Below are 21,288 nucleotides of genomic sequence, written 5' to 3' on the forward strand. Positions count from 1 at the left end.
TCATCATCTCTCGAGGGGGACATATGCGCATATTCCTAGCAGCAGCGATGCTGATCCCGATATCGTCCGCGCTCCATGCCGAGCCGATGACGCTCGACGCCGCGGTCCGCCTGGCGGAGACGCAGGCGCCGGAACTGCGGGGACGCGAAGCGGGGATCGACGCGGCCGAGTCTTCGGCGATCGCGGCCGACCGGCTGCCCGATCCGAAACTCGACCTTGCGATCAAGGATTTCCCGGTCACCGGTCCCGACGCGGGGCGATTCAATCGCGACGATTTCACGATGCAGGTCATCGGCATCAGTCAGGACTTTCCCAATCCCGCCAAGCGCCGGGCGCGCGCAACGCGCGCGCAAGCCGACATCGGGATTGCGCGGGCCGATGAAGCGGTCACCGCGCAGGACGTCCGGCTGGCGACCGCGCTCGCCTGGGTCGACCTCTTCTATGCGAAGAAGCGCCTGAAAGAACTCGACCTGCTCGATGCCGGTCTTGAAGATTTGCAAGCAACAGTCACCGCGCGCCTTGCGAGCGGCGCGGCGCGTCCGGCGCAGGCGCTCGAACCCGAACAGCTGCGCGCCGCGGTCAGCGACCGCCGCAGCACCCTCGCCGCCGAGATCGCCCGCGCCCGCGCGCAGCTTGGGCGCTACACCGGCGACCGGGCCGCTGATACCGCGGGTGACCCGCCGCCGCCCATGGTCGATGCATCGCTTCTGCGCGCGCGCATCGACAGCTTGCCGCGGCTCCGCGCGCTCGACGCCCGCGCCCTCGCGGCCGATGCCGAGACCGGCCTCGCCCGTGCCGACAAGCGGCCCGACTGGAGCGTCAATGCGGCCTATGGGCGGCGCGAGCCCAATTATGGCGATCTTGTCACGCTCGGCGTCACCATCGACCTCCCCTTCTTCTCGAAGAAGCGGCAGGACCCCAAGATCGCGGCCCGCGCCAGCGAAGCGACGCGCGCGCGTCTCGACCGCGAGGCGGCCAAGCGCGACATCGCGGCGGCACTCGACGCTGATCTGGCCGATCATCGCATGCATCACGAGCAGCTGGGCAATGCGCGGTCGCGGCTGGTGCCGCTCGCGAAGAAGCGCGCCGAACTCGACCTCGCGAGTTACGCCGCCGGAAAACTCGATCTCGGAGCCGCGCTGCTGTCGACGCTCGCGTTGGCGGAAGCCGAAGTCGATGCGCTGGCGCGCGAAGCCGAGGTGGCGCGCGACGCGATCCGGATCAATTATATCTATGGGGAGACGGGGCAATGACCGATGCAACTTCAGCGGCGCGGTGGCGCACCGGGATTTTGGCGGCTGTGCTGATTGCGGGCGGCGGCGGCTATTGGATCGGGCAGCGCGGCCAGGGCGAAGCGCCGACCGGAGCGACGAGCAACGCGCGCAAGATCCTCTATTACTACGACCCGATGTTTCCGAACCAGAAGTTCGACAAGCCCGGCAAGTCGCCTTTCATGGATATGCAGCTCGAGCCCAAATATGCCGATGAAGGCGGCGGCGCCACGGCCCCCGGCATATCGGTCGACCCCGCGGCGCGGCAAAGCCTCGGAATAAGGGTGGTCGCGGCTGAAATGGGCAGTCTCGCTGCAACCTTCGACGTAAATGGCACGGTGGATTTCAACCAGCGTGACGTCGCGATCGTCCAGGCGCGCTCGGGCGGTTTCGTCGAACGCGTCTACCGGCTCGCGCCGGGCGACGTGATCCGCGCCGGTGCGCCGATCGCGGACCTGCAATTGCCCGAATGGGGCAGCGCGCAGACCGAATATCTGAGCGTCAAACGGCTCGGCAGACCCGACCTCACCGCTGCCGCCCGGCAGCGCCTTCGCCTGATGGGGATGCCCGAAGCGGTAATCGCGCAGGTCGATCGCAGCGGACGCACCAGCGGCACGGTGACGGTGCGCGCGCCGATCGGTGGCGTCGTCCAAACGCTGGGTGCGCGCGCCGGCGTGACCTTGGCCGAAGGCCAAACCCTCGCCGAAATCTCGGGCCTCGGAACGGTCTGGCTGAATGCCGCGCTCCCCGAAGCACAATCGGGCGCGGTGCAGGTCGGCCAGCGCGCGACCGCCAAGCTCACCGCCTTTCCGGGCGAGGCTTTCGGCGGCCGCGTCGTGGCCATTCTGCCAACGGCGGCAGCGGACAGCCGGACGCTGACCGTGCGCGTCGAGCTTGCCAACCGCGGCGGGCGCCTGCGCCCGGGCATGTTCGCGAGCGTCGCACTGGGCGGCGATGCGAGCCCCGCGCTGCTTGTGCCGAGCGAAGCGGTCATCCGCACCGGCACGCGCAGCATCGTCATGCTCGAGACGGGCGACGGGCGCTATCATCCTGCCGAAGTCCAGACCGGGCGCGAGGGCGGCGGCAAGACCGAGATATTGCGCGGCCTTGTCGCGGGCGAGAAGGTCGTTGCCTCGGGTCAGTTCCTCCTCGATTCCGAAGCGAGCCTGACCGGCATCGCCGTCCGGCCGCTGGAGGATGCGAAATGATCGAACGGATCATTCGCGCATCGGTGGCCGCGCGCGGGCTGGTCGTCGCGGCGGCGCTGATCCTGACGCTGATCGGGATCGCTGCCGTCCGCACCACGCCGGTCGACGCCCTCCCCGATCTTTCCGACGTCCAGGTCATCATCCGCACCACCTATCCCGGCCAGGCGCCGCGCATCGTCGAGGACCAGGTCACCTATCCGATCACGACGACGATGCTTTCGGTTCCCGGCGCACGCGTCGTGCGCGGCTACAGCTTCGTCGGCGACAGCTTCGTCTATGTCCTCTTCGAGGACGGCACCGACCTCTATTGGGCGCGCAGCCGGGTACTCGAATATCTGAGCCAGGTGCAGAGCCGCCTTCCCGAAGGGGCGAAGGCGTCGCTTGGCCCTGACGCCACCGGCGTCGGCTGGATCTATGAATATGCGCTTGTCGACAAGAGCGGGCGCCACGATCTCGCCGAGCTGCGCAGCCTGCAGGACTGGTTCCTGCGCTTCGAGCTCAAGGCGGTGCCCGGCGTCGCCGAGGTCGCGAGCATCGGCGGCATGGTGCGGCAATATCAGATCCTCGTCGAACCGCAGAAGCTCGCCGCGTTCGGGGTCACCGCGCAGGATGTGACCGACGCGCTCAAGCGCGCCAATCAGGAGAGCGGCGGCGGGACGGTCGAAATGGCCGAAGCGGAATATATCGTTCGCGCCGGCGGCTACCTCAAAAGTCTCGACGATTTTCGCGCCGTGCCGCTCCGCACCACAGCGGGCGGCATTCCGGTGACGATCGGTGATGTCGCGATCGTCCAGATCGGCCCCGACATGCGGCGCGGGATCGCCGAACTCAATGGCGAAGGCGAAGTCTCAGGCGGCGTGATCGTGATGCGGCAGGGCCAGAATGCCCGCGAGGTGATCGAGGGGGTGCGCGCCAAGCTCGCCGAGCTGAAGCGCGGCCTGCCGCCAGGTGTGGAGATCGTCACCACCTATGACCGGTCGGGCCTGATCGACCGCGCGGTCGACAACCTCACCTCGAAGCTCGTCGAGGAATTCATCATCGTCGCGGTCGTCTGCGCACTGTTCCTGTGGCACGCGCGCTCGGCGCTGGTTGCGATCCTCACGCTGCCGCTCGGCATATTGATCGCCTTCATCGTCATGCGATTCCAAGGTCTCAACGCCAACATCCTGTCGCTCGGCGGCATCGCGATCGCGGTCGGGGCGATGGTCGACGCGGCGGTCGTGATGATCGAAAATGCCCACAAGCATATCGAACATTGGGAAAGGGATCATCCCGGCGAGCAGCTCGCCGGGCAGGAGCGTTGGCGTGTCATCACCGACGCCGCCGCCGAGGTCGGGCCGGCTCTGTTCCTGAGCCTCCTCATCATCACCTTTTCCTTCCTGCCAATCTTCACGCTGCAGGGTCAGGAAGGGAAACTCTTCGGGCCGCTCGCCTTCACCAAGACCTATGCCATGGCGGCGGCGGCGATCCTGTCGATCACGCTCGTCCCGGTTCTCATGGGCTGGCTCATCCGCGGACGGATACCCAGCGAACAGGCCAATCCCGTCAATCGCTGGCTGACGCACGCCTATCGACCCGCGCTCGACTGGGTTCTCCGTCGTCCCGGAAGGGCGCTGGCCATCGCGGGACTGATCTTCGCGAGCAGCCTGTGGCCGCTGACCCAGCTCGGTGGCGAATTTATGCCGCAGCTCGACGAGGGCGATCTCCTCTACATGCCCTCGGCGCTTCCCGGCATCTCGGCCGCCAAGGCGTCGAGCCTGCTCCAGCAGACCGACCGACTCATCAAGACCGTGCCCGAGGTCGAGAGCGTCTTCGGCAAGGCCGGACGCGCGGACACCGCGACCGATCCCGCCCCGCTCGAGATGTTCGAGACGACGATCCGCTTCAAGCCGCGCGATCAATGGCGCCCGGGCATGACGCCCGACAAGCTGGTCGCCGAGCTGGATGCGCGCGTGAAGGTCCCCGGCCTCGCCAATTTCTGGATCCCGCCGATCCGCAACCGCATCGACATGCTGGCGACCGGGATCAAGAGCCCGGTCGGCATCAAGGTCGCGGGATCGGACGTCGCCGAGATCGACCGCACCGCGAAGCGGATCGAGGAGGTCGTCCGCAAGGTCCCGGGCGTCGCCTCGGCGCTCGCCGAGCGGCTGACCGGCGGGCGCTATATCGACGTCGACATCGATCGCGCCGCCGCCGCGCGTTACGGTCTCAATGTCGCCGATGTGCAATCCATCGTCGGCGGCGTCATCGGCGGCGAGACGATCGGGCAGACCGTCGAGGGGCTTGCGCGCTATCCGATCAGCGTGCGCTATCCGCGCGAGCTCCGCGACAGCCTCGGCAAGCTGGAGACTCTTCCCATACTCACGCCATCGCGCCAGCAGATCACCCTCGGCACCGTGGCAAGAGTGCGGATCAGCGACGGCCCTCCGATGCTTCGCAGCGAGAATGCGCGGCCAGTGACCTGGATCTATGTCGATGGCCGCGACCGCGACCTCCAGACATTGGTGCGCGATATCCAGCAGGCGGTCGCGCGCGATGTCGAATTGCCGCCGGGCATCAGCATCTCCTACACGGGCCAGTTCGAATTCCTCGTCCGTGCGACCGAGCGGATGAAGATCGTCATACCCGTCACGCTCGCGATCATCCTCGTCCTGCTTTACCTGACCTTCCGGCGCTGGGACGAGGCGCTGCTTATCATGGCGACCCTGCCCTTCGCGCTCACCGGCGGCCTCTGGCTGCTCTATCTGCTCGGCTACAACCAGTCGGTCGCGAGCGCAGTCGGGTTCATCGCGCTCGCGGGGGTTGCCGCCGAGTTCGGCGTCGTGATGCTCATCTATCTGAAGCAGGCGCTCGCGGCGCGCGGCGACGGTTCGATCGAGGCGGCGGTCCGCGACGGAGCCTTGCTCCGGGTCCGCCCCAAGGCGATGACCGTCGCGGTCATCCTGGCGGGGCTGTTCCCGATCCTCGTTGGAACGGGCACCGGATCCGAAGTGATGAGCCGGATCGCCGCACCGATGATCGGCGGGATGATCACCGCGCCGCTGCTCTCGATGTTCATCATCCCCGCCGCCTATCTGTTGATGCGCCGGCGCTGGCCCGATCCACAACCGTTGGAAACCCCGAAGACGTGACATGAAAACAAGGAGAATGAATATGAAATCGATGCGCATTTTGACTGGCAGCATGGTGCTACTGATCGCCGTTTCGGCCTGTAGCCCCGAGGCCGACAAGCAGACCACCACCGCTCCCAAGGAAGCGGCCGGTGACACAGCACCTTCCGAAGTGCAGCATGGCAAAGGCGAAGGCAAGATCACCGCGATCGACGAAGCCAAGGGCACAGTCACGCTCGATCATGGCGAAATCGCTGCCCTGAAATGGCCGCCGATGACAATGGGGTTCGAAGCTTCGGCGGATTTGCTCAAAGGCCTGAAGGTCGGCGACCGGGTCGCATTCGACCTCGACTGGGACGGGGCTAAGGGCCGCATCACGCGGATCGAAGCGCTTCCTGCCTCCTGATCGCGGTTGCGGCCCGGGCTTCGCGTAGCGCGTCAGCCTCGCGCTGCGCTGCGCATCGGCTCGAGGGTTTGAATGATCTTGCAGTCGCCGACCTTTCCCAAGCGGCAGCCGCCGATGACGCGCGCAAGTTCGTCGCGCATCTGGGAGAGGTCGGCGATCTTGCGCTCGATCGTCGCGAGATGGCTGCTAGCGACCGCATCGACGGCGCCGCAGGGCTGGTCGCGGTCATCGGCGAGCGCGAGAAGCTCACGAACCTCGTCCAATGAAAAACCGAGGTCGCGCGCGCGCCGGATGAAGGACAGCCGCAACAGCTCGTCGGTTCCATAGGAGCGATAATTGCCGTCCGTCCGTGCCGGCGGCGCCAGCAGGCCCGCTCCCTCATAATATCGGATGGTCTCGACCTTCGTGTCGGTCGCACGCGCCAGTTCGCCGATTTTCATCGCTTGACCCTATAGTTGCTAGAGGGTGCATATAGCTGTCCGACTCGCAACGGCAAAGGACGGACGACATGAGCGATTGTGGCTGCGAAGCCGACGAAAAGCGCGCGGGCGTCGATCCCGCCTACCGGCGCGCGCTCTGGATCGTCGTCATCCTCAACCTCGGCTTCGGCGTCATCGAACTAGCGGGCGGCTTCCTCGCGCGGTCGCAGGCACTCAAGGCCGACTCGCTCGATTTCATCGGCGACGGGTCGATCACTCTCATCGGGCTGATCGCGCTCGGTTGGACAGCGGTGGCGCGCAGCCGAACGGCGCTCGTCCAGGGTTGTTTTCTCGCACTTCTCGGCCTCGGCGTTATTGCATCAGCGATCTGGCGGTCTTTCCACGCCATCCCCCCCGAGGCGGACCTCATGGGCGGCATTGGTGTGGTCGCGTTGCTCGTCAACATCTCGGCGGCGCTGGTGCTCAGCCGCTTCCGCAACGAAGGCGATGCGACCGCGCGCGCGATCTGGCTGTTTTCAAGAAACGATGCCCTCGCCAATGTTGCGGTTATTGTCGCCGCGGGTCTCGTTGCCGTGACGGGCGAAGCCTGGCCTGACCTTCTGGTCGCCGGTGTCATCGCGCTGCTCTTCCTCCATTCGGCCTATGATATCATCCGGGACGCGCTTGGTGAGATTTCTTCGCACAAGCCGGGACAGACCGCACAGTAGCGGAGGACGGAAACCCGCCCTTTTCCATGCCTGCAATCACGCGGTTTCTTGCGGGGCGCCGCTAGGCCGCGTGCGGCGCCCTCGCCCGGTTGAACCAGAAACCCGCGGCCAGGACGATCGCGGCCGCCAATTGTGCGAGAAGCGTCTGAACCGTCGGGTACACCCCCAGTAGCGGGAATCGCGGAAACTCTGCCAGCGGCGTGACGCCGAGCAGGCCCGCTTCCTGCAGCCCGCCGATGCCCTTGCCGGCCAGGACGATCGCCAGCACTGCGATCAGGGCCGCACTCCATGAGAAGAATTGCGTGATCGGCAAGCGCGCGCTGAAGCGCAGCATGGCCCACGCAATCAAGCCCAGCAGAATGGCCGCCGTCGCCGCTCCTGCGAGCATGGCACCGCCATTTCCCTGCGCCCATATGGCGGCGTAAAAGAGGATGGTCTCGAAGACCTCGCGATAGACAACGAGGAAGGTTAGACCGAAGAGGAACCACGCCGACCGGCGCGACAGGGCAGCGGAGATCTTCTCCTTGATATAACGCTGCCAGGCCTCGGCATTGCTTTTGCCGTGCATCCAGATACCGACCGAGATCAGGATGATCGCGGCGAAGAGCGAGCCAAAGCCTTCGGTGAGTTCGCGCGATGCCCCGCTGATTCCGATGAAATAGGTGGCGACGAACCAGGTCGCCGCGCCCGCTGCAAGCGCCGACACCCAGCCGCCATGGACATAGCCCATCACGTCGGTTCGCCCGGTTTTGCGAAGAAAAGCCATCATGGCGATGACGATCAGCAGCGCCTCAAGGCCTTCGCGTAGCAGGACTCCGAATGCGCCGAGAAAGCTCGACGAGGCGCTTGCCTGTTCGGGCGCGAGGGCCGCCTCGGCTTCGACGAACAGGCGGGCCACTTCGGCATTCGCCGCCTTCACCTCCGCGAGCGTGCGACCCTTTCCTATCGCCGAGCGCAAATTCCCCATCGCCATCTCGATCTTCGCCATGAGGTCAGGATCGCGGGCCGCAAGCACCGGCTCGACGGGCTCGAAACCATCGAGATAGGCGGATAGTGCCAAGTCGGACGCGGCGCCACGGTCGCCGGCCGCATAGGCTTTGAGGCTCGCGTCGAGGCGCTGGCGCGAGAGCATCAGCGAGCCGGCCGGTTTCGCAACGACGGCTTCGGGCTGGCGGCGCAGATATGAAGTCAGCGGCCCGGCCTTGCCGTCGCCCAGTTCACGGGCGATATCCGCGGGAGTCTTGCCGACGAGAGTCGCAAGATCGGGGATGGCGGCACGAACGCGCGCGTCCTTTTCCCACGTCTGTCGGCCCTGCGATTGCGACGATTCCGGAAACGCGAGGCTTCCGACGTAAAAGGACAGGGCCCAGCGGTCGCTGTCGGGGAGGGCTTCGAAGCTCGCCATCGACGTCCCCTCGAGCCCCTGCGAAATCACCTGATAGAGCGCGAACAGGCTGCGTTCGCGTGCGCGCGCCGCGTCGGTGAAGGCGATCGGGGGCGGATCGAGACCCGCGGCGCCCGGGCCGTTTCCGGCGCCGGTCGCGCCGTGACACATGGCGCAGTTTTCCGCATAGAGCTTCGCGCCGCGCGCCAGGTCGGGAGCCGAGCGCGGCGCGAGCGGAACGGGATAGCTTGCAAGCAAGGCCCCGGCGAGCTGCCGCGACTGCACCTCGATGGTCGCCGGTGCGGATTTCGCTGCGATCGATTGGCGCAAGGTTGCGGCTTGGGCCACCAAATTTGGCTTGGCGGTCTTCTGCGGCAGGCGTTTCAAGCGCGTTTCGACCTGCGCTGCGAATTCGGTCATCTCGGCATATTCCGCCGGACTGACGACCTTGCCGCCGGACACCGCACCCGGATAATCCACCGCGACATAGTCAAGCAGCCGCCAAATGGTCTGAACCTCTGGCTCGCTCGCGCGCGCTGGCTGGAGAGCGACCAGCGTCATCAGCAGGAAAGCAAGCGCCCCCCTGCCCAGGGCACGCATCAACGCGAAGGAAACGCTTTTGGAGAAAATCGCCACGCCAGCTGCCTTTATTGAGAATGACTTGCATTGACCGATCGGAGCGTGGCTATCAACCGGAAATCGGCGCTTGGCAATCGGCAAGCTGCCATCGACAGTCTCACCCGCAGCAGGTTTTGTCGCCGCTCTCCTGAATCGGCGGGCAAGGGATATCGCCGTAGGAACAATAGACGCAGCAGTCGCCAGGCTTGGGCTTGAGAACCGCACCGCAGCCGCGGCAATCGTAGAAATATTGGCACGCGTTGGTCGGCATGGTCTCGGTCGACTGGTGACCGCATTTCGGACAAGTCAGGGTCGAAAGCAGTTGGATCGCCGCGTCAGACATAGGTGTAACCCGCCCAAAGCAGCGCCGCGCCGAGAAGCAGGCCAAAAAATGTGAGAATGCGCATCCAGCGCGGCGTGCACAGGCCGCCGGGGCCGCAGCGCGCGGCAATTAGCTGCTGCCGCGTCAGCAACATGGCACCGACAATGAGGCACAAGGCGCCGATGACGAGCAAGGGCGTTCGATATGGAGCCGCCACGATGGCCACGCCGCCAAGCCACGCCGCACCGATGCCGACCGACGCGAAGAGAAAAGGCAGCGCGCAACAGGCAGCTACGCCGAACGCGGCGGCGAGACCCGCCAGAGTTACGGTGGCGGTAGCGATCCCCTTGGGCTGATTTGGCGGGTCGATCATGGGAGACTCCTTGCGAGGGGCATCGGAGCGCTCTACCATCTGTAGTAACTATAGATTCAAGAGGTATTTTTGCGATGGCGGCGAGCGGCGCGATCCAGATCGGCGAACTCTCGCGCCGCACCGGCTGCAACATCGAGACGATCCGCTATTATGAGCGAATTGGCCTCTTGCCGACGCCCTCTCGTCGGGGCCGTTTTCGCAGCTACGCACGCGAAGATGTTGCTCGCCTCGGCTTCGTGCGACGCGCGCGGGAACTGGGCTTCACCTTGGACGAAGTGCGCGCGCTGCTCGGACTCGCAAATGGCGGCGAGAGCCGCTGTGCCGACGTCCGCGACCTCGCGGCGTCGCATCTGAAGGACGTGCGCGAACGGATCGCGGACCTTGAGAGAATGGAACGCGTGCTGGCGGATTCGGTGCGTGCCTGCGACGCCGGTTTGGAGCCGGGATGCCCGCTGCTCGACGCGCTTGGCGCAGGATCGCGGGACGCAGAAGCCGCGTAGCCACCGCGCGCGCATCCGCTGCAATGAATGAAGAAATGAGGTAGGAACGACGGGGTTGACGGGCGACGGCTTGTTGCATTCACCGGGCGGCAAAGGATTACAAACAGGCATGGGGCGCGCAAATGAAGCTACGATCGCGATGCGGATCGTCATCGATCGGCCCGTCGTTGGCGTGACACACAGCCTTCAAACGAAGGATAATCAACCGATCGATGCAAAATGTTCGGCCGCCGGCGAATCCCTGTCGTTCGATTTTCCAGTCCGCATCGCCCCTGGACCGAAATTCCTTGGCGAGCATGTACGACGCGAAGGTGCCGAAAGACGGTTTGTCTATATCTGCATCGGACAATCGGCCGGGGACGAAGCCTCCCCTTGGACGCGCCGGATGAAGATCGACATCCATGACATGGAGCAGGAGCTTCTGGATCGTGCGCTACGGGGCGGTATCATCGAAATAACGGTCAGTGGAACGGGCAAAGATGGCACACCTGCCTGCGCCACGACCCGGCCGATCGGATGGCGGATCGCCTGATCAAAACTTAGCCCTTGCGCCCTTCATAAATCGAAATCGACCCGCTCGGGGTTTGAATGACCTTTGCCTCGGTCACGCCGGCGAACCCCGCCGCTTCGAAGATGCCGGGCATGCAGCCCTTGGCGTTGGGCTCGGTCATGTCGAAGCCATCGAGCAACTGCACCTGCCGGAATAATGTCCGCATGAGCAGGTTTCGCTGCAGGCCATAGTCGGCGACCAGCATCAGGCCGCCCGGGGTAAGGGCCCGATACATGGCGTGCGCAATCGCTTGCTTGGTTTCGATGGCGCATTGGTGGAAGACGAGGCTCGAGACGATGACGTCGCAGCTTCCCACTATAGCATCGGCCCGGTCGCCCATCGCCTGTTCCCATTGCACCGCGACCCCGGCCGCCTCGGCCTTGCCGCGGGCGAGGTCGAGCGCCGGAGGGTCGGGGTCGATCCCGATGACTTCGGCGTCGGGGAAGGCCTGCTTGATGGCGATAGCGAGCGTGCCTGTTCCGCAACCAATATCGACGATCCGCGCATCGCTTGTCGGCGGGACGCGGCGTATGAGTTCCGAGCGCCAACGCTTTTCGCGTGTCATGAGGGCGATCGCCCGATCATATTGGTCGGTGAGTTCGTGTCGTCCGAGCGGCGGGACATAGTCCTGCTCTTGCGCATTGGTCTGGGTCATGCCGACACGCTAGCGCGCACGCGGCGGACGGGCTTGAACGAAGCGGCTACGTCGCGCTAATTGCTGAGACGCCAGGCCTAGGCCGCGAACAGCTGGCTCGCATTGACGCCGAACATATGTTTGATCGTTCGCGCAAAATGCGCAGCGTCAGAAAAGCCGCCGCCGTGCGCCGCCTCTGTCACATTCTCCCCGGCCGCAAGCCGCTGTGCCGCAAGGCGCATCCTGCGCCAGAGAATATAACGGCGAAGCGGGATGCCAAGCTGCTCGACGAAGAGATGCCGGAAGCGATCGGGCGAAAGGCCTGCGGCGCCGGCGAGCGCTGCGAGACGAACAGGACCAGTCTCGAGCTGACTGTCGAGCAGCCACATGGCATCGATCAGCCGGCGATCGCGCGGCGCCGGCTCTTCCTTCGCCAGCCAGCCCTCCCAGAAGGCGATACCCGAAGGTTGCGAAACGAGCCGATAGGGCCCGGCCGAAATCGCTGCAACGAGCTCGGGAAGCACCGCGTGCCTTGTCGGTTCGACGAAATAGAGGTCCGCCAGGGCGCAGGGGCCAAGGCGATGCGGAACATTGGGTTCGATCAGGAGGGCCGGCGTTTCGACGACGGTGCCCGCATGCTCGACACTGGCCGATGGCGCAGCGAAGACGGCCTGTGCGGCGAAATGACTATGGGTCACCGAATCGCCAACCGCACCACGCCAGCGAGCCGAAAATTCGCCGATCTCGAGAGTGCCGGGCCAATTGCGCGCGTCCGTCACCGCCATGTCCCTTCCGATCAGTTTAGCGTTTGCTCGCTTCTACTTCGGCACGGACCTGTGCGTAGAGCGGCTCGGGACCGAATTCTGCCAAGGGCTTCCCGTTGACGAAGAAGGTGGGCGTTCCCTTGATGCGGAGCGTGTTCGCGTCGGCGATATCGGCCTCCATATTCGCGCGTGCAATATCGGTTGGCATCGCCTTCGCTTTCTCGACATCGAGGCCGGCCGCCTTTGCAGCCGCCCAGGCGCCGTCCATCTGGCCATCGTGCCATGACGGCTGGGCCTTGAGAACCGCCTCCATCACGGGCTCCAAAACCCCCTGCTGGCGCGCCGCCTCAAGAATGACGATCGCTTCCGCCGATCCGGGATGAAGCGGGAGGTAACGCATGACAAGGCGGACATCCTTCGGATAGGTGGCGAGGATCTGCTTCACCGCGGGATAGAATGCGCGGCACGCTTCACATGACGGATCGAAGAATTCGACGATCGTGACGGGCGCCTTCTTGGGTCCGATCACGGGCGAGTGAGGCCGGACAAAGGTCTCGGCGGGCAAGGCTGCCGCCACAATCGGCGCCGGCTCGCCTGCGACTGACGCGCTGTATAAAGTGACGCCGACCGCGAACGCCCCGGCGGCGATCAGGCCCATCAGGACGACAGCGGATTGTCTTTTCATGATTTCGAGTTCCGATAGCAAAACATGAGGAAAAGGATGATGGCGGTGAAGGCGCCGAGCGACAGCAGCGGTATGGGAAGGCTGCCAAAGAGAGACATGGCGCCCTCGGCGCACGATGGTCCGGCGCCGCAGGGCTGTAGCGCTTGAGACACGACGCCGAGATAGAGGAGAAGATGGTATAAGGCGACGACCCAGCCGATCGCAGCGAGCGGCGCGGCATAAGCGATAACGCCTCGGTCGGACCGGAACGCGGCAATGGCCAGGATGATCGCCAACGGAAACATAAAAGCTCGCTGGAACCAGCACAAAACACAGGGGGCCTGCCCCATCACTTCCCCAATAAAAATCGCCCCGAGGCTTGCCGACAGCGCAACAAGCCACGCCCCGAGAAGGGCAAGCCATGGGGCATGACCCGTCGCGCGCCTTTCGCGGATGATCATGCTCACGGCCGTCGCCCCTTCTTCGCGCGAATGACTTTCGCTGCCGGTTTGGGTCGAGGCCGATCGAGATATTGGGTCAGGAAGCGGTCGGTTTCGCTGAGAAGAACTTCAAAATTTCGGCGCGTCTTGGGCAGGCTGAGCCGCGCGATCAGGCCCTTGCAGCTGATGGTGTGAACCAACCGCGCCCCTTCCGGCGCGGGCTCTATTCGGAAATGTTCCTCGATCGAGAGCAGCAGCCGGCTGAGCTTAACGTCGAACGCGAGGTGCGCACCCGGCTCGCATTCGGACACGGTTGCCGTCACGCGCCAAAAGCGCGGATTGGCCGGATTCATCCGGAAGGAATATTCGACCTCCGCTCCGCGTTCGGCGAGACCTTTGGGCCGGACATAGGGATTCCAGCGCTCATATTGGTCGAAGTTCGCCAGCACGTCCCAAAGCTGCGCCGGCGACCGCGGCAGCAGCGTCTCCTTCGCAATCTCAAACACATTCACCTCCCATATTGGCTAGCCACCACGGCCCAGTTATTCTCGATAAGCCAGAAGCCGCAGCGCGTTGGCGACGACAATGAGGGTCGAGCCTTCATGCGCCGCGACCGCCGGACCGATCCCGAGGCCGAAGATCGTCGCCGGAACCAGCACAACGACGACGCCGAGGCTGACGACCATATTCTGCCGGATGATCGAGCGGGTACGGCGGCTAAGACCGATTGCGAAAGGCAGATGCGACAGGTCGTCCGCCATCAGCGCGATGTCGGCGGTCTCGAGCGCGACGTCGGAGCCGGCGGCCCCCATTGCGATGCCAACGGTGGCGCTCGCCATGGCGGGGGCGTCGTTGACGCCGTCGCCCACCATCGCCACGGGCATCTCGGCGCGAAGCTTCTTGATGGCATCGACCTTTTGCTCGGGCATCAGGTCACCCCATGCCTCGCTGAGACCGACTTCGGCAGCGATCGATTCAGCAACCTTCTGATGGTCGCCGGAGATCATGATCATGCGACGAATGCCGAGCTTGCTGAGACGCGCGATCGTCTCGCGCGCCGCGGCGCGCGGCGTATCCATGAGGCCGATCGCCCCGAGATCGCGCGCTCCCTTGCGCACAACCATCGTCGTTCGGCCCTTCTCCCGGAGCCCGGCGATGGCCGTCGCCATTTCGGCCGATAGCGGTGCGATGCCGTCGGTCCCGAACATTTCTGCCTTGCCGATGCTGACGATTTCGCCGTCGACCTTGGCTTCGACCCCGCGGCCCGTCAGGCTCTTCAGATCGGTGGCGACCGGAAGCGCAGCGTCGGGAAAAATCTCCCGGCCATCGCGTGCGATGGCGGCCGCAAGCGGATGATCGCTCAGGCTCTCGACCGCGACTGCAATGGCAAGCAACTCTTCCTTGGTGACCCCGGTCGCCGGGATCGTGTCGGTGATGCGCGGCCGTCCTTCGGTAAGCGTTCCCGTCTTGTCGAACGCCAGTGCGGTCAGCGAGCCGAGATTTTCGAGCGGCCCGCCGCCTTTGACGAGGACGCCGCCGCGCGCGGCCCGCGCGACCCCGGAGAGCACGGCGCTCGGGGTAGCGATCGCGAGCGCGCAGGGGCTTGCCGCAACGAGGACGGCCATGGCCCGGTAGAAGCTGTCGCGGAACGGCTCGTCGACGACGAATCCTGCGAAGAGAAGGAGGAAAACGAGGCCGAGAACACTCGGCACGAATATCCGCTCGAACTTGTCGGTAAAGCGCTGGGTCGGGGATTTCTGCGTCTCGGCCTCGTTGACCATCTTGACGACTTTCGCGAGCGTCGTGTCAGTCGAAAGCCGGGTCACCGCGATCTCGATGGCGCCTTCGCCGTTGATCGTGCCGGCGAACACGCGGTGTTTCGCCTCAAGCGCGTCGGCGCGCAACGCGGCTTCTTTCGCATCGGCGACCGGCTCCTTGTCGACCGGCACGCTCTCTCCGGTCACCGGAGCCTGGTTGACGCTCGACCGGCCGAGGATCACGAAGCCATCGGCGGGAAGTCGTTCATTGGGCTTCACGATGACGATGTCGCCGACAAGCAGCTCCTCGACCGGCACCTCGCGTGGTTCGCCGTCGCGGCGAACGAGCGCGGATTGGGGTGCGAGTTCGGCCAGCGCCTCGATCGCGCGCTTGGCGCGGCCCATCGCATAATGTTCGAGGGCATGGCCGAAGCTGAACAGGAAGAGCAGCAAAGCGCCCTCGGCCCAGGCACCGAGCGCGGCGGCGCCGGCAGCGGCAACGAGCATCAGCGTGTCGATTTCGAACCGCTTGAGCTTCAGATTCTCGATCGCCTCGCGGAGCGTGAACCAGCCGCCGAGACCATATGCGGCGATATAGAAACCCAGCGGCACCCAATCGGGCAGTGCGGTCAGTTTCTCGATCGCAAAACCGATGCCGAGAACCACGCCGCACAGCAGCGCGACATAGAGCTCGGTGTTCGCACCGAAGATGCCGCCATGGGCATGACCATGATCGCCCTCGCCATGCTCGCCATGATCATGGCCGCTATGGTCGTCTTTCTCGGAATGCCTCTGCTTCGCTAGCATCGGTTCGGCCGCTCCCACAGTCTTCTTCTGGTAGACGCCCATATCGGCGAGCGCCTGACGAATCTGGTCGAGTGAAGTATCGCTCGTGCGGAACTCGGCGCGGATCACGCCCGCCGCGCTCGCCTCCGCCTCGACGATGCCGGGAAGCTGACGCAAACGATCGCTCACCGTGCGAGCGCGCCGCGTGTGTCCGAGCCCCTCGACGTCGGTCCAGAGAAGATGCTGATATTGCTCGGTCAGCGCCGCCCCGGCGCTTCGGGCGAGCTGGCGCACCCGTTCCAGCGGGACGATGTCGGGATCATAATGGATGCAAAGCTGCGCGGGCGCGTCGCCCTGCGCGGCTACGACATGCGCCTTTTCGACGCCCGGCCGGCCCTGCAATTCACCTGACAGCCGTTCGATACAGCGGTCCGCCTCGTCGGGCACTTCCGGGAGCAGGAGTTCGATATCGAGCCTGACCGTTTCCGTCATTGTTCAATCCTCAATATTCCAACCATTTGCTGGACCTTTTCTGATAATTCCCAGGCTCCCGGCAACTGCGCTAGCTTTTGACAGCATGGCGATCGGTTTCACCTGACATCGGCTCATTCGGGGAAGGCGGGCCCGTTGTGTTACGGCAACCAGGTCAAGCATGTATCGCGTCCTCATCGCCACATGCGACGGTCTCGGTCTGAATTGTCGAGTGCTGGATATTGAACTGCGTGCCCAGCATCGCGGCGACCGCGCCGCGCAGCGCCTCGGGATCGGCGCCCGCCGTGAGGACGATATGGGCGGTCAGGCTGGCATCGTCGCCAGCGACCGACCAGACGTGCAGATCGTGAACGCCCGCCACGCCATCGACCGAGCCCATCGCCGCGCGCACGGTGTCGAGATCGATGCCACGGGGTACGCCCTGGAGCAGGATGTGCGTGGTGTCGCGCAAGAGCGACCATGTGCGCGGCAGCACCCAAAGGCCGATGGCGATGGCCACGACCGGATCGATCCAGGTCTTGCCCGTGAGCCAGATCAACACCGCAGCGCCGATTACGCCAATCGATCCGAGCATGTCCGCCCACACTTCGAGATAGGCGCCCTTCATGTTCAGGCTTTTCTCGACGCCGCCGGCGAGCAAGCGCATCGCAACGAAGTTCACGATAAGGCCGATGGTCGCAACGACCAGCATGCCCATCGATTCCACCGGCTGCGGATCGACGAAGCGCGACACTCCTTCATAGAGGATATAGGCGGCCACCACGAACAGCAGCACGGCGTTGAAGGCCGCAGCGAGAATCTCGAAGCGGCGGTAGCCATAGGTTCGCTGCTTGTCGGCTTGCTTCTGGCCGACCTTCACCGCCACGAGGGCGATCGCCAGTGCAGCGGCATCGGTAAACATATGCGCCGCATCGGACAGCAGTGCGAGGCTGCCGAACCAATAGGCCCCTACTAGTTCCGCGATGAGGAAGGTGGAGGTAAGGCCGAGCGCGATGGCGAGCCGCCCCGAACTCGCGCCCGTGCCATGGCTGTGGCCACTTTCGCCGGCGCCTTTGGCGTCGTTCGCCCCATCGGCATGATCGGGAGCCGCAGTCATATCAGTTCGCCTTCGGCGGGTTTTGGGGCATCGCCTTTTCCCGACGATCCAGCCAGCTTTGCATCACAGCGACCTCCTTATCCTGCGCAGCTATGACCGATCGGGCGAGTTCGCGCACCTCCGGGTCTTTGCCATATTGCAGCGCGACCTTGGCCATCGCCACCGCGCCCTGATGATGCGGAATCATCGACCGCATGAAGTCGGTGTCGGCGTCGCCCGTCAAAACCACTGCCATATCCTTGTGCATCCTGTCGGCCGCCGCCTCGAACGCCTTGGCCGCCGGCGTCGAGGTGGCCGCGGCCGCATGCTGCATATCGCCATGTCCGGCGCTGTCCGCGTCGGTGCTCGGCTTTCCGGATGAACAGGCCGCAAGCAAGAGTCCAAGCAGCGATATGGAGGTCTTCATCACCCTGCCTCCCGGGAAAGCCGATGGCGGCGGTGAGCCGCCATCGGTTTCGTCCTGCGTGGCATGAGGAGCTTGATGCTCGCTCATGCCGGTTTGCCGCCCGTATCGTCACCGGGCAGGAACACCCGTTCTCCGAGCGCGGTGACGTCGGTGTAGTCGCCGGCAACATGCTTGTTGTGCCGGCCGCGAAGCAGCAGATGGCTGATCGCGGGCAGGACGAACAAGGTCAGCAAGGTCGAGGTGATCAGCCCGCCGATGACGACGATCGCCAGCGGCTTCTGCACTTCGGCGCCGGTCCCGGTCGCAAGGGCCATCGGTACGAAGCCGATGGCGGGCACGATGCCCGTCATCAGCACCGCGCGGACGCGTTCCATGACGCCCTCGCCGATCGCGACATCGACAGGTTTGCCTTCGTCGATGCGCTGGTTGATGCTCGACATCACGACCAGCCCATTGAGCACCGTCACGCCCGAAAGCACGATGAAGCCCACGGCCGCCGATACCGAGAAGGGCAGCCCGGTCAGCAGGAGCGAGAAGACGCCGCCAGCCAGCGCGAGAGGGATTGCGGAATAGACCGCGATCGCCTGGCGCACACCGCCCAATGCCATGAACAGGATGCCGAAGATCGCCGCGAAGATGATCGGGATGACGATCGACAGCCGCGCCGATGCGGCTTGCAGATTCTCGAACTGCCCGCCCCATTCGATAAAGCTCCCTGTAGGAAGCTTGACCTGCGCATTCACCTTCTCCTGCGCCTCGGCGACGAAGGAGCCCAAGTCATTGCCGCGGACATTGGCTTGCACCACGACACGCCGCTTGCCGTTTTCACGGCTGACCTGGTTCAACCCTTCGGAGAAGCCGAACTTGGCCAGTTCGCTGAGCGGCACCGATGCCCGCGATCCGCCCTCGCCGGGAAGAAGCACAGGAAGCGCCCCTACCGCGTCGAGATCGTCACGCGTGGCGCGGTCGAGACGGACGACTATATCGTATCGCCGATCGCCTTCGAACACGATCCCGGCTTCGCGCCCACCGAGCGCCGCCGCAACGGTGTCGCTGACATCCTGCAACGTCAGCCCGTAGCGCGCGATGGCGTCGCGATCGAACTGGACATCGAGCACGGGGAAGCCCGCCGTCTGTTCGACCTTGACGTCGGCAGCGCCAGGAACGGTGTTCAGGATCGCTGCCACCTGCTGCGCCGCGCGGCCCATTTCGTCGAGATCGTCGCCGTAGAGCTTGATCGCGATGTCGCCGCGCACGCCGGCAATCAGCTCGTTGAACCTGAGCTGGATCGGCTGGCTGATTTCGAAGGCATTGCCGACGAGCGGTTCGAGCTTCTTCTCGACCCGCTCGATCACATCATCCTTGGTCTTGACCCCGTCGGGCCATGCATCGCGCGGCTTCAAGATGATGAAGGTGTCGGAAGCATTCGGCGGCATGGGATCGCTGGCAACCTCCGCCGTACCCGTCTTCGAGTAGATGAAGGCCACCTCGGGAAGCGAGGACACCGCCTTTTCCACCCGCAACTGCATCGCCTGCGACTTGTTCAAGGATGTCGACGGGATACGAAGCGCCTGCATCGCGAGATTGCCTTCGCCCAGCACCGGGATGAACTCGCTGCCGAGCATGCCGAACACGAGGATGGCCGCGGCAAAGGTCCCGCCGCCAGCACCGATCCACGGCCAGGGCCGCGCGATGACGCGTTTGAGCACGGGCTCATACCGGGTCTTCACCCAGGCGACCGCGCGCACTTCCTTCTCGGCGACCTTGCCGCGAAGAAGCAGTGCGACCATCGCGGGGACGAAGGTCAGCGATGCAATGAACGCACCGGCCAGAGCCAGCAATACCGTGATCGCCATCGGCGAGAAGGTCTTGCCCTCGACCCCGGTGAAGGTGAGCAACGGCACGAACACGAGGAAGATGATCGCCTGCCCGTAGATCGTCGGTTTCACCATTTCGCGCGAGGCTTCGAACACCTCGTGCAGACGTTCGCTCAGCGAGAGCAATCGCCCTTCATGATGTTGCCTCTCGGCCAGTCGCCTGAGGCAGTTTTCGATGATGATGATCGAGCCGTCGACGATGAGGCCGAAGTCGAGCGCGCCAAGGCTCATCAAATTGCCCGAGGTGCCGGTAATGTTCATGCCCGTCCCCATGATCAGAAACGAGATCGGGATGACAAGCGTGGCGATCACCGCCGCACGGAAGTTGCCGAGCAGCCAGAACAGCACCGCCGCCACGAGCAAGGCGCCTTCGGCGAGGTTCTTCTCGACGGTGCCGATCGTCGCGTCGACGAGCTGCGAGCGATCGAGCACGGGTTTGACGACGATGCCGGCGGGCATGGATTTCGTGACGTCTTTCAAGCGTTCGGCTGCGGCCGATGCGACGATCCGGCTGTTGCCGTTCGCCAGCATCAACACCGTGCCGACGACCAGCTCCTTCCCGTTTTCGGATGCCGAGCCGGTCCGCAACTCGCCGCCGATCTGCACGGTCGCGACGTCACGAACCATGACGGGAACGCCGCCGCGGCTTGCAACGGTGGCGCGACCGATCTCGTCGAGCGTGCGGATGCGGCCATCGGCGCGGACGAGAAAAGCCTCCCCGCCGCGTTCGACGAAGTTGGCGCCGACCGAGATGTTGGCGCGTTCGAGAGATTCAGCGAGCTCGGAAAAGCTGATGCCATAGCTTGCCAATTTGGTCGCATCGGGCTGGACGACGAACTGCTTTTCATAGCCGCCGATCGAGTCAATGCCGGCGACGCCGGAAACCGAGCGCAGCTGCGGGCGGATCACCCAGTCTTGCACCGTCCGCAGGTAACCGAGCTTGGCCACCTCGTCGGTCAAGACTTCGCCCGTTGGCGTAATATAGGAACCGTCGGGCTGAGGTCCTGGCTTTCCTGCGATCTTGGGCGTTTTGGCCGTGCGGTCGAAATCGACCGTGTACATCAGCACTTCGCCGAGCCCGGTCGAGACCGGACCCATTTGCGGTTCGGCGCCGTCGGGCAGGGTGCCCTTCGCTTGGTTGAGCCGTTCGGCCACCTGCTGGCGTGCAAAATAGAGGTCGGTATGATCCTCGAAGATCACTGTGACCTGGCTGAAACCGTTGCGCGAGATCGAGCGCGAACTTTCCAGACCGGGGATTCCCGCCATCGCGGTTTCGACTGGAAAGGTAACGAGCCGTTCGATGTCGAGTGGCCCAAGATTGGGCTCGACGGTGTTGATCTGGACCTGCTTGTTGGTGATGTCCGGAACGGCATCGATCGGCAGCTTCAGGAGCTGGGTAAGGCCATAAGCGGATATGATGAGGGTGAGGATGACCACACCCCAGCGAAAGCGTATCGACGCGTCGAGAAGTTTTTCGATCATC

Annotated in this window: 20 protein-coding genes; 7 read left to right on the forward strand and 13 right to left on the reverse strand. The window is 64.6% G+C overall.

Annotated features, from left to right (window positions below):
* Window positions 1-23 precede the first annotated feature (23 nt).
* The 4 genes from HEQ22_RS13600 to HEQ22_RS13615 are packed head-to-tail and all read left to right on the forward strand — an operon-like array spanning window position 24 to window position 5,995.
* Window positions 24-1,253: a TolC family protein gene (locus HEQ22_RS13600; RefSeq protein WP_137752763.1), complete on the forward strand. Its 1,230-nt coding sequence runs from the start codon at window positions 24-26 to the stop codon at window positions 1,251-1,253.
* Entirely contained in the window at window positions 1,250-2,479 is a 1,230-nt protein-coding gene (locus HEQ22_RS13605; protein ID WP_137752764.1) for an efflux RND transporter periplasmic adaptor subunit, read from the forward strand. The genes HEQ22_RS13600 and HEQ22_RS13605 overlap by 4 nt, the downstream gene beginning before the upstream one ends.
* On the forward strand, window positions 2,476-5,610 hold the full coding sequence (locus HEQ22_RS13610) for an efflux RND transporter permease subunit (protein WP_432768407.1): 3,135 nt from the start codon (window positions 2,476-2,478) through the stop codon (window positions 5,608-5,610). Before HEQ22_RS13605 ends, HEQ22_RS13610 begins: the two co-directional genes overlap by 4 nt.
* A gap of 22 nt (window positions 5,611-5,632) precedes the next feature.
* Window positions 5,633-5,995 carry a copper-binding protein gene (locus HEQ22_RS13615; RefSeq protein ID WP_432768408.1) on the forward strand — a complete coding sequence of 121 codons (363 nt, stop codon included), beginning with the start codon at window positions 5,633-5,635 and terminating at the stop codon, window positions 5,993-5,995.
* Window positions 5,996-6,027: 32 nt separating this feature from the next.
* On the opposite strand, the gene HEQ22_RS13620 is transcribed toward HEQ22_RS13615, so the two are convergent.
* The gene (locus HEQ22_RS13620; protein WP_432768409.1) at window positions 6,028-6,435 is read right to left on the reverse strand and encodes a MerR family transcriptional regulator; all 408 of its coding nucleotides are present in this window, start codon (window positions 6,433-6,435) and stop codon (window positions 6,028-6,030) included.
* Window positions 6,436-6,503: 68 nt separating this feature from the next.
* Here HEQ22_RS13620 and HEQ22_RS13625 point away from each other — a divergent pair, with 68 nt between their 5' ends.
* On the forward strand, window positions 6,504-7,142 hold the full coding sequence (locus tag HEQ22_RS13625; protein WP_137752768.1) for a cation transporter: 639 nt from the start codon (window positions 6,504-6,506) through the stop codon (window positions 7,140-7,142).
* Window positions 7,143-7,203: 61 nt separating this feature from the next.
* Here the strand turns inward: HEQ22_RS13625 and HEQ22_RS13630 are convergent, their stop codons facing one another.
* The 3 genes from HEQ22_RS13630 to HEQ22_RS13640 all read right to left on the reverse strand — a co-directional run bounded on the left by HEQ22_RS13630 (window position 7,204) and on the right by HEQ22_RS13640 (window position 9,839).
* A complete protein-coding gene (locus HEQ22_RS13630) occupies window positions 7,204-9,126 on the reverse strand; it encodes an FTR1 family protein (RefSeq protein WP_432770883.1) in 1,923 nt (640 codons plus the stop codon).
* A 136-nt stretch (window positions 9,127-9,262) separates the two neighbouring features.
* On the reverse strand, window positions 9,263-9,487 hold the full coding sequence (locus tag HEQ22_RS13635) for a GDCCVxC domain-containing (seleno)protein (RefSeq protein WP_137752769.1): 225 nt from the start codon (window positions 9,485-9,487) through the stop codon (window positions 9,263-9,265).
* The gene (locus tag HEQ22_RS13640; RefSeq protein ID WP_088440042.1) at window positions 9,480-9,839 is read right to left on the reverse strand and encodes a mercuric reductase; all 360 of its coding nucleotides are present in this window, start codon (window positions 9,837-9,839) and stop codon (window positions 9,480-9,482) included. Before HEQ22_RS13640 ends, HEQ22_RS13635 begins: the two co-directional genes overlap by 8 nt.
* Window positions 9,840-9,913: 74 nt before the next feature.
* Here HEQ22_RS13640 and HEQ22_RS13645 point away from each other — a divergent pair, with 74 nt between their 5' ends.
* On the forward strand, window positions 9,914-10,339 hold the full coding sequence (locus tag HEQ22_RS13645) for a MerR family transcriptional regulator (RefSeq protein WP_088440043.1): 426 nt from the start codon (window positions 9,914-9,916) through the stop codon (window positions 10,337-10,339).
* A 109-nt stretch (window positions 10,340-10,448) separates the two neighbouring features.
* Window positions 10,449-10,871 (forward strand): DUF5990 family protein, encoded by a 423-nt coding sequence (locus HEQ22_RS13650; RefSeq protein ID WP_088440044.1) that lies wholly within the window; start codon window positions 10,449-10,451, stop codon window positions 10,869-10,871.
* A gap of 7 nt (window positions 10,872-10,878) precedes the next feature.
* Here the strand turns inward: HEQ22_RS13650 and HEQ22_RS13655 are convergent, their stop codons facing one another.
* From HEQ22_RS13655 to HEQ22_RS13695, 9 genes are all read right to left on the reverse strand, one after another.
* Window positions 10,879-11,544 (reverse strand): class I SAM-dependent methyltransferase, encoded by a 666-nt coding sequence (locus tag HEQ22_RS13655; protein WP_137752770.1) that lies wholly within the window; start codon window positions 11,542-11,544, stop codon window positions 10,879-10,881.
* A 77-nt stretch (window positions 11,545-11,621) separates the two neighbouring features.
* The gene (locus HEQ22_RS13660) at window positions 11,622-12,302 is read right to left on the reverse strand and encodes a helix-turn-helix transcriptional regulator (protein WP_432768410.1); all 681 of its coding nucleotides are present in this window, start codon (window positions 12,300-12,302) and stop codon (window positions 11,622-11,624) included.
* A 22-nt stretch (window positions 12,303-12,324) separates the two neighbouring features.
* Entirely contained in the window at window positions 12,325-12,945 is a 621-nt protein-coding gene (locus HEQ22_RS13665; protein WP_249340087.1) for a DsbA family protein, read from the reverse strand.
* Window positions 12,946-12,968: 23 nt separating this feature from the next.
* A complete protein-coding gene (locus HEQ22_RS13670; protein WP_137752808.1) occupies window positions 12,969-13,412 on the reverse strand; it encodes a disulfide bond formation protein B in 444 nt (147 codons plus the stop codon).
* A gap of 2 nt (window positions 13,413-13,414) precedes the next feature.
* Window positions 13,415-13,897, reverse strand: a complete 483-nt coding sequence (locus tag HEQ22_RS13675; protein WP_171003785.1) for an SRPBCC family protein — start codon at window positions 13,895-13,897, stop codon at window positions 13,415-13,417.
* A gap of 36 nt (window positions 13,898-13,933) precedes the next feature.
* Entirely contained in the window at window positions 13,934-16,426 is a 2,493-nt protein-coding gene (locus HEQ22_RS13680) for a heavy metal translocating P-type ATPase (protein WP_137752774.1), read from the reverse strand.
* A gap of 154 nt (window positions 16,427-16,580) precedes the next feature.
* A complete protein-coding gene (locus tag HEQ22_RS13685; protein WP_137752775.1) occupies window positions 16,581-17,522 on the reverse strand; it encodes a cation diffusion facilitator family transporter in 942 nt (313 codons plus the stop codon).
* 1 nt (window position 17,523) lies between these two features.
* Window positions 17,524-18,015: a CopM family metallochaperone gene (gene copM / locus HEQ22_RS13690; RefSeq protein ID WP_137752776.1), complete on the reverse strand. Its 492-nt coding sequence runs from the start codon at window positions 18,013-18,015 to the stop codon at window positions 17,524-17,526.
* Entirely contained in the window at window positions 18,012-21,287 is a 3,276-nt protein-coding gene (locus tag HEQ22_RS13695) for an efflux RND transporter permease subunit (RefSeq protein WP_432768411.1), read from the reverse strand. The genes copM and HEQ22_RS13695 overlap by 4 nt, the downstream gene beginning before the upstream one ends.
* Window position 21,288 lies beyond the last annotated feature (1 nt).

It is taken from the genome of Sphingopyxis sp. (assembly GCF_050916055.1).
Taxonomy (GTDB): domain Bacteria; phylum Pseudomonadota; class Alphaproteobacteria; order Sphingomonadales; family Sphingomonadaceae; genus Sphingopyxis.

Bases quoted from the DNA above. Each gene is read 5' to 3' on its own strand.
- HEQ22_RS13665 (WP_249340087.1), bottom strand. From the start codon at position 12,945: ATGGGCCTGATCGCCGCCGGGGCGTTCGCGGTCGGCGTCACTTTATAC.
- HEQ22_RS13645 (WP_088440043.1), top strand. From the start codon at position 9,914: ATGGCGGCGAGCGGCGCGATCCAGATCGGCGAACTCTCGCGCCGCACC.
- HEQ22_RS13680 (WP_137752774.1), bottom strand. From the start codon at position 16,426: ATGACGGAAACGGTCAGGCTCGATATCGAACTCCTGCTCCCGGAAGTG.
- HEQ22_RS13610 (WP_432768407.1), top strand. From the start codon at position 2,476: ATGATCGAACGGATCATTCGCGCATCGGTGGCCGCGCGCGGGCTGGTC.
- HEQ22_RS13605 (WP_137752764.1), top strand. From the start codon at position 1,250: ATGACCGATGCAACTTCAGCGGCGCGGTGGCGCACCGGGATTTTGGCG.
- HEQ22_RS13650 (WP_088440044.1), top strand. From the start codon at position 10,449: ATGGGGCGCGCAAATGAAGCTACGATCGCGATGCGGATCGTCATCGAT.
- HEQ22_RS13695 (WP_432768411.1), bottom strand. From the start codon at position 21,287: ATGATCGAAAAACTTCTCGACGCGTCGATACGCTTTCGCTGGGGTGTG.
- HEQ22_RS13620 (WP_432768409.1), bottom strand. From the start codon at position 6,435: ATGAAAATCGGCGAACTGGCGCGTGCGACCGACACGAAGGTCGAGACC.
- HEQ22_RS13685 (WP_137752775.1), bottom strand. From the start codon at position 17,522: ATGACTGCGGCTCCCGATCATGCCGATGGGGCGAACGACGCCAAAGGC.
- HEQ22_RS13670 (WP_137752808.1), bottom strand. From the start codon at position 13,412: ATGATCATCCGCGAAAGGCGCGCGACGGGTCATGCCCCATGGCTTGCC.
- HEQ22_RS13625 (WP_137752768.1), top strand. From the start codon at position 6,504: ATGAGCGATTGTGGCTGCGAAGCCGACGAAAAGCGCGCGGGCGTCGAT.
- HEQ22_RS13630 (WP_432770883.1), bottom strand. From the start codon at position 9,126: ATGCGTGCCCTGGGCAGGGGGGCGCTTGCTTTCCTGCTGATGACGCTG.
- copM (WP_137752776.1), bottom strand. From the start codon at position 18,015: ATGAGCGAGCATCAAGCTCCTCATGCCACGCAGGACGAAACCGATGGC.
- HEQ22_RS13635 (WP_137752769.1), bottom strand. From the start codon at position 9,487: ATGTCTGACGCGGCGATCCAACTGCTTTCGACCCTGACTTGTCCGAAA.
- HEQ22_RS13655 (WP_137752770.1), bottom strand. From the start codon at position 11,544: ATGACCCAGACCAATGCGCAAGAGCAGGACTATGTCCCGCCGCTCGGA.
- HEQ22_RS13615 (WP_432768408.1), top strand. From the start codon at position 5,633: ATGAAATCGATGCGCATTTTGACTGGCAGCATGGTGCTACTGATCGCC.
- HEQ22_RS13640 (WP_088440042.1), bottom strand. From the start codon at position 9,839: ATGATCGACCCGCCAAATCAGCCCAAGGGGATCGCTACCGCCACCGTA.
- HEQ22_RS13600 (WP_137752763.1), top strand. From the start codon at position 24: ATGCGCATATTCCTAGCAGCAGCGATGCTGATCCCGATATCGTCCGCG.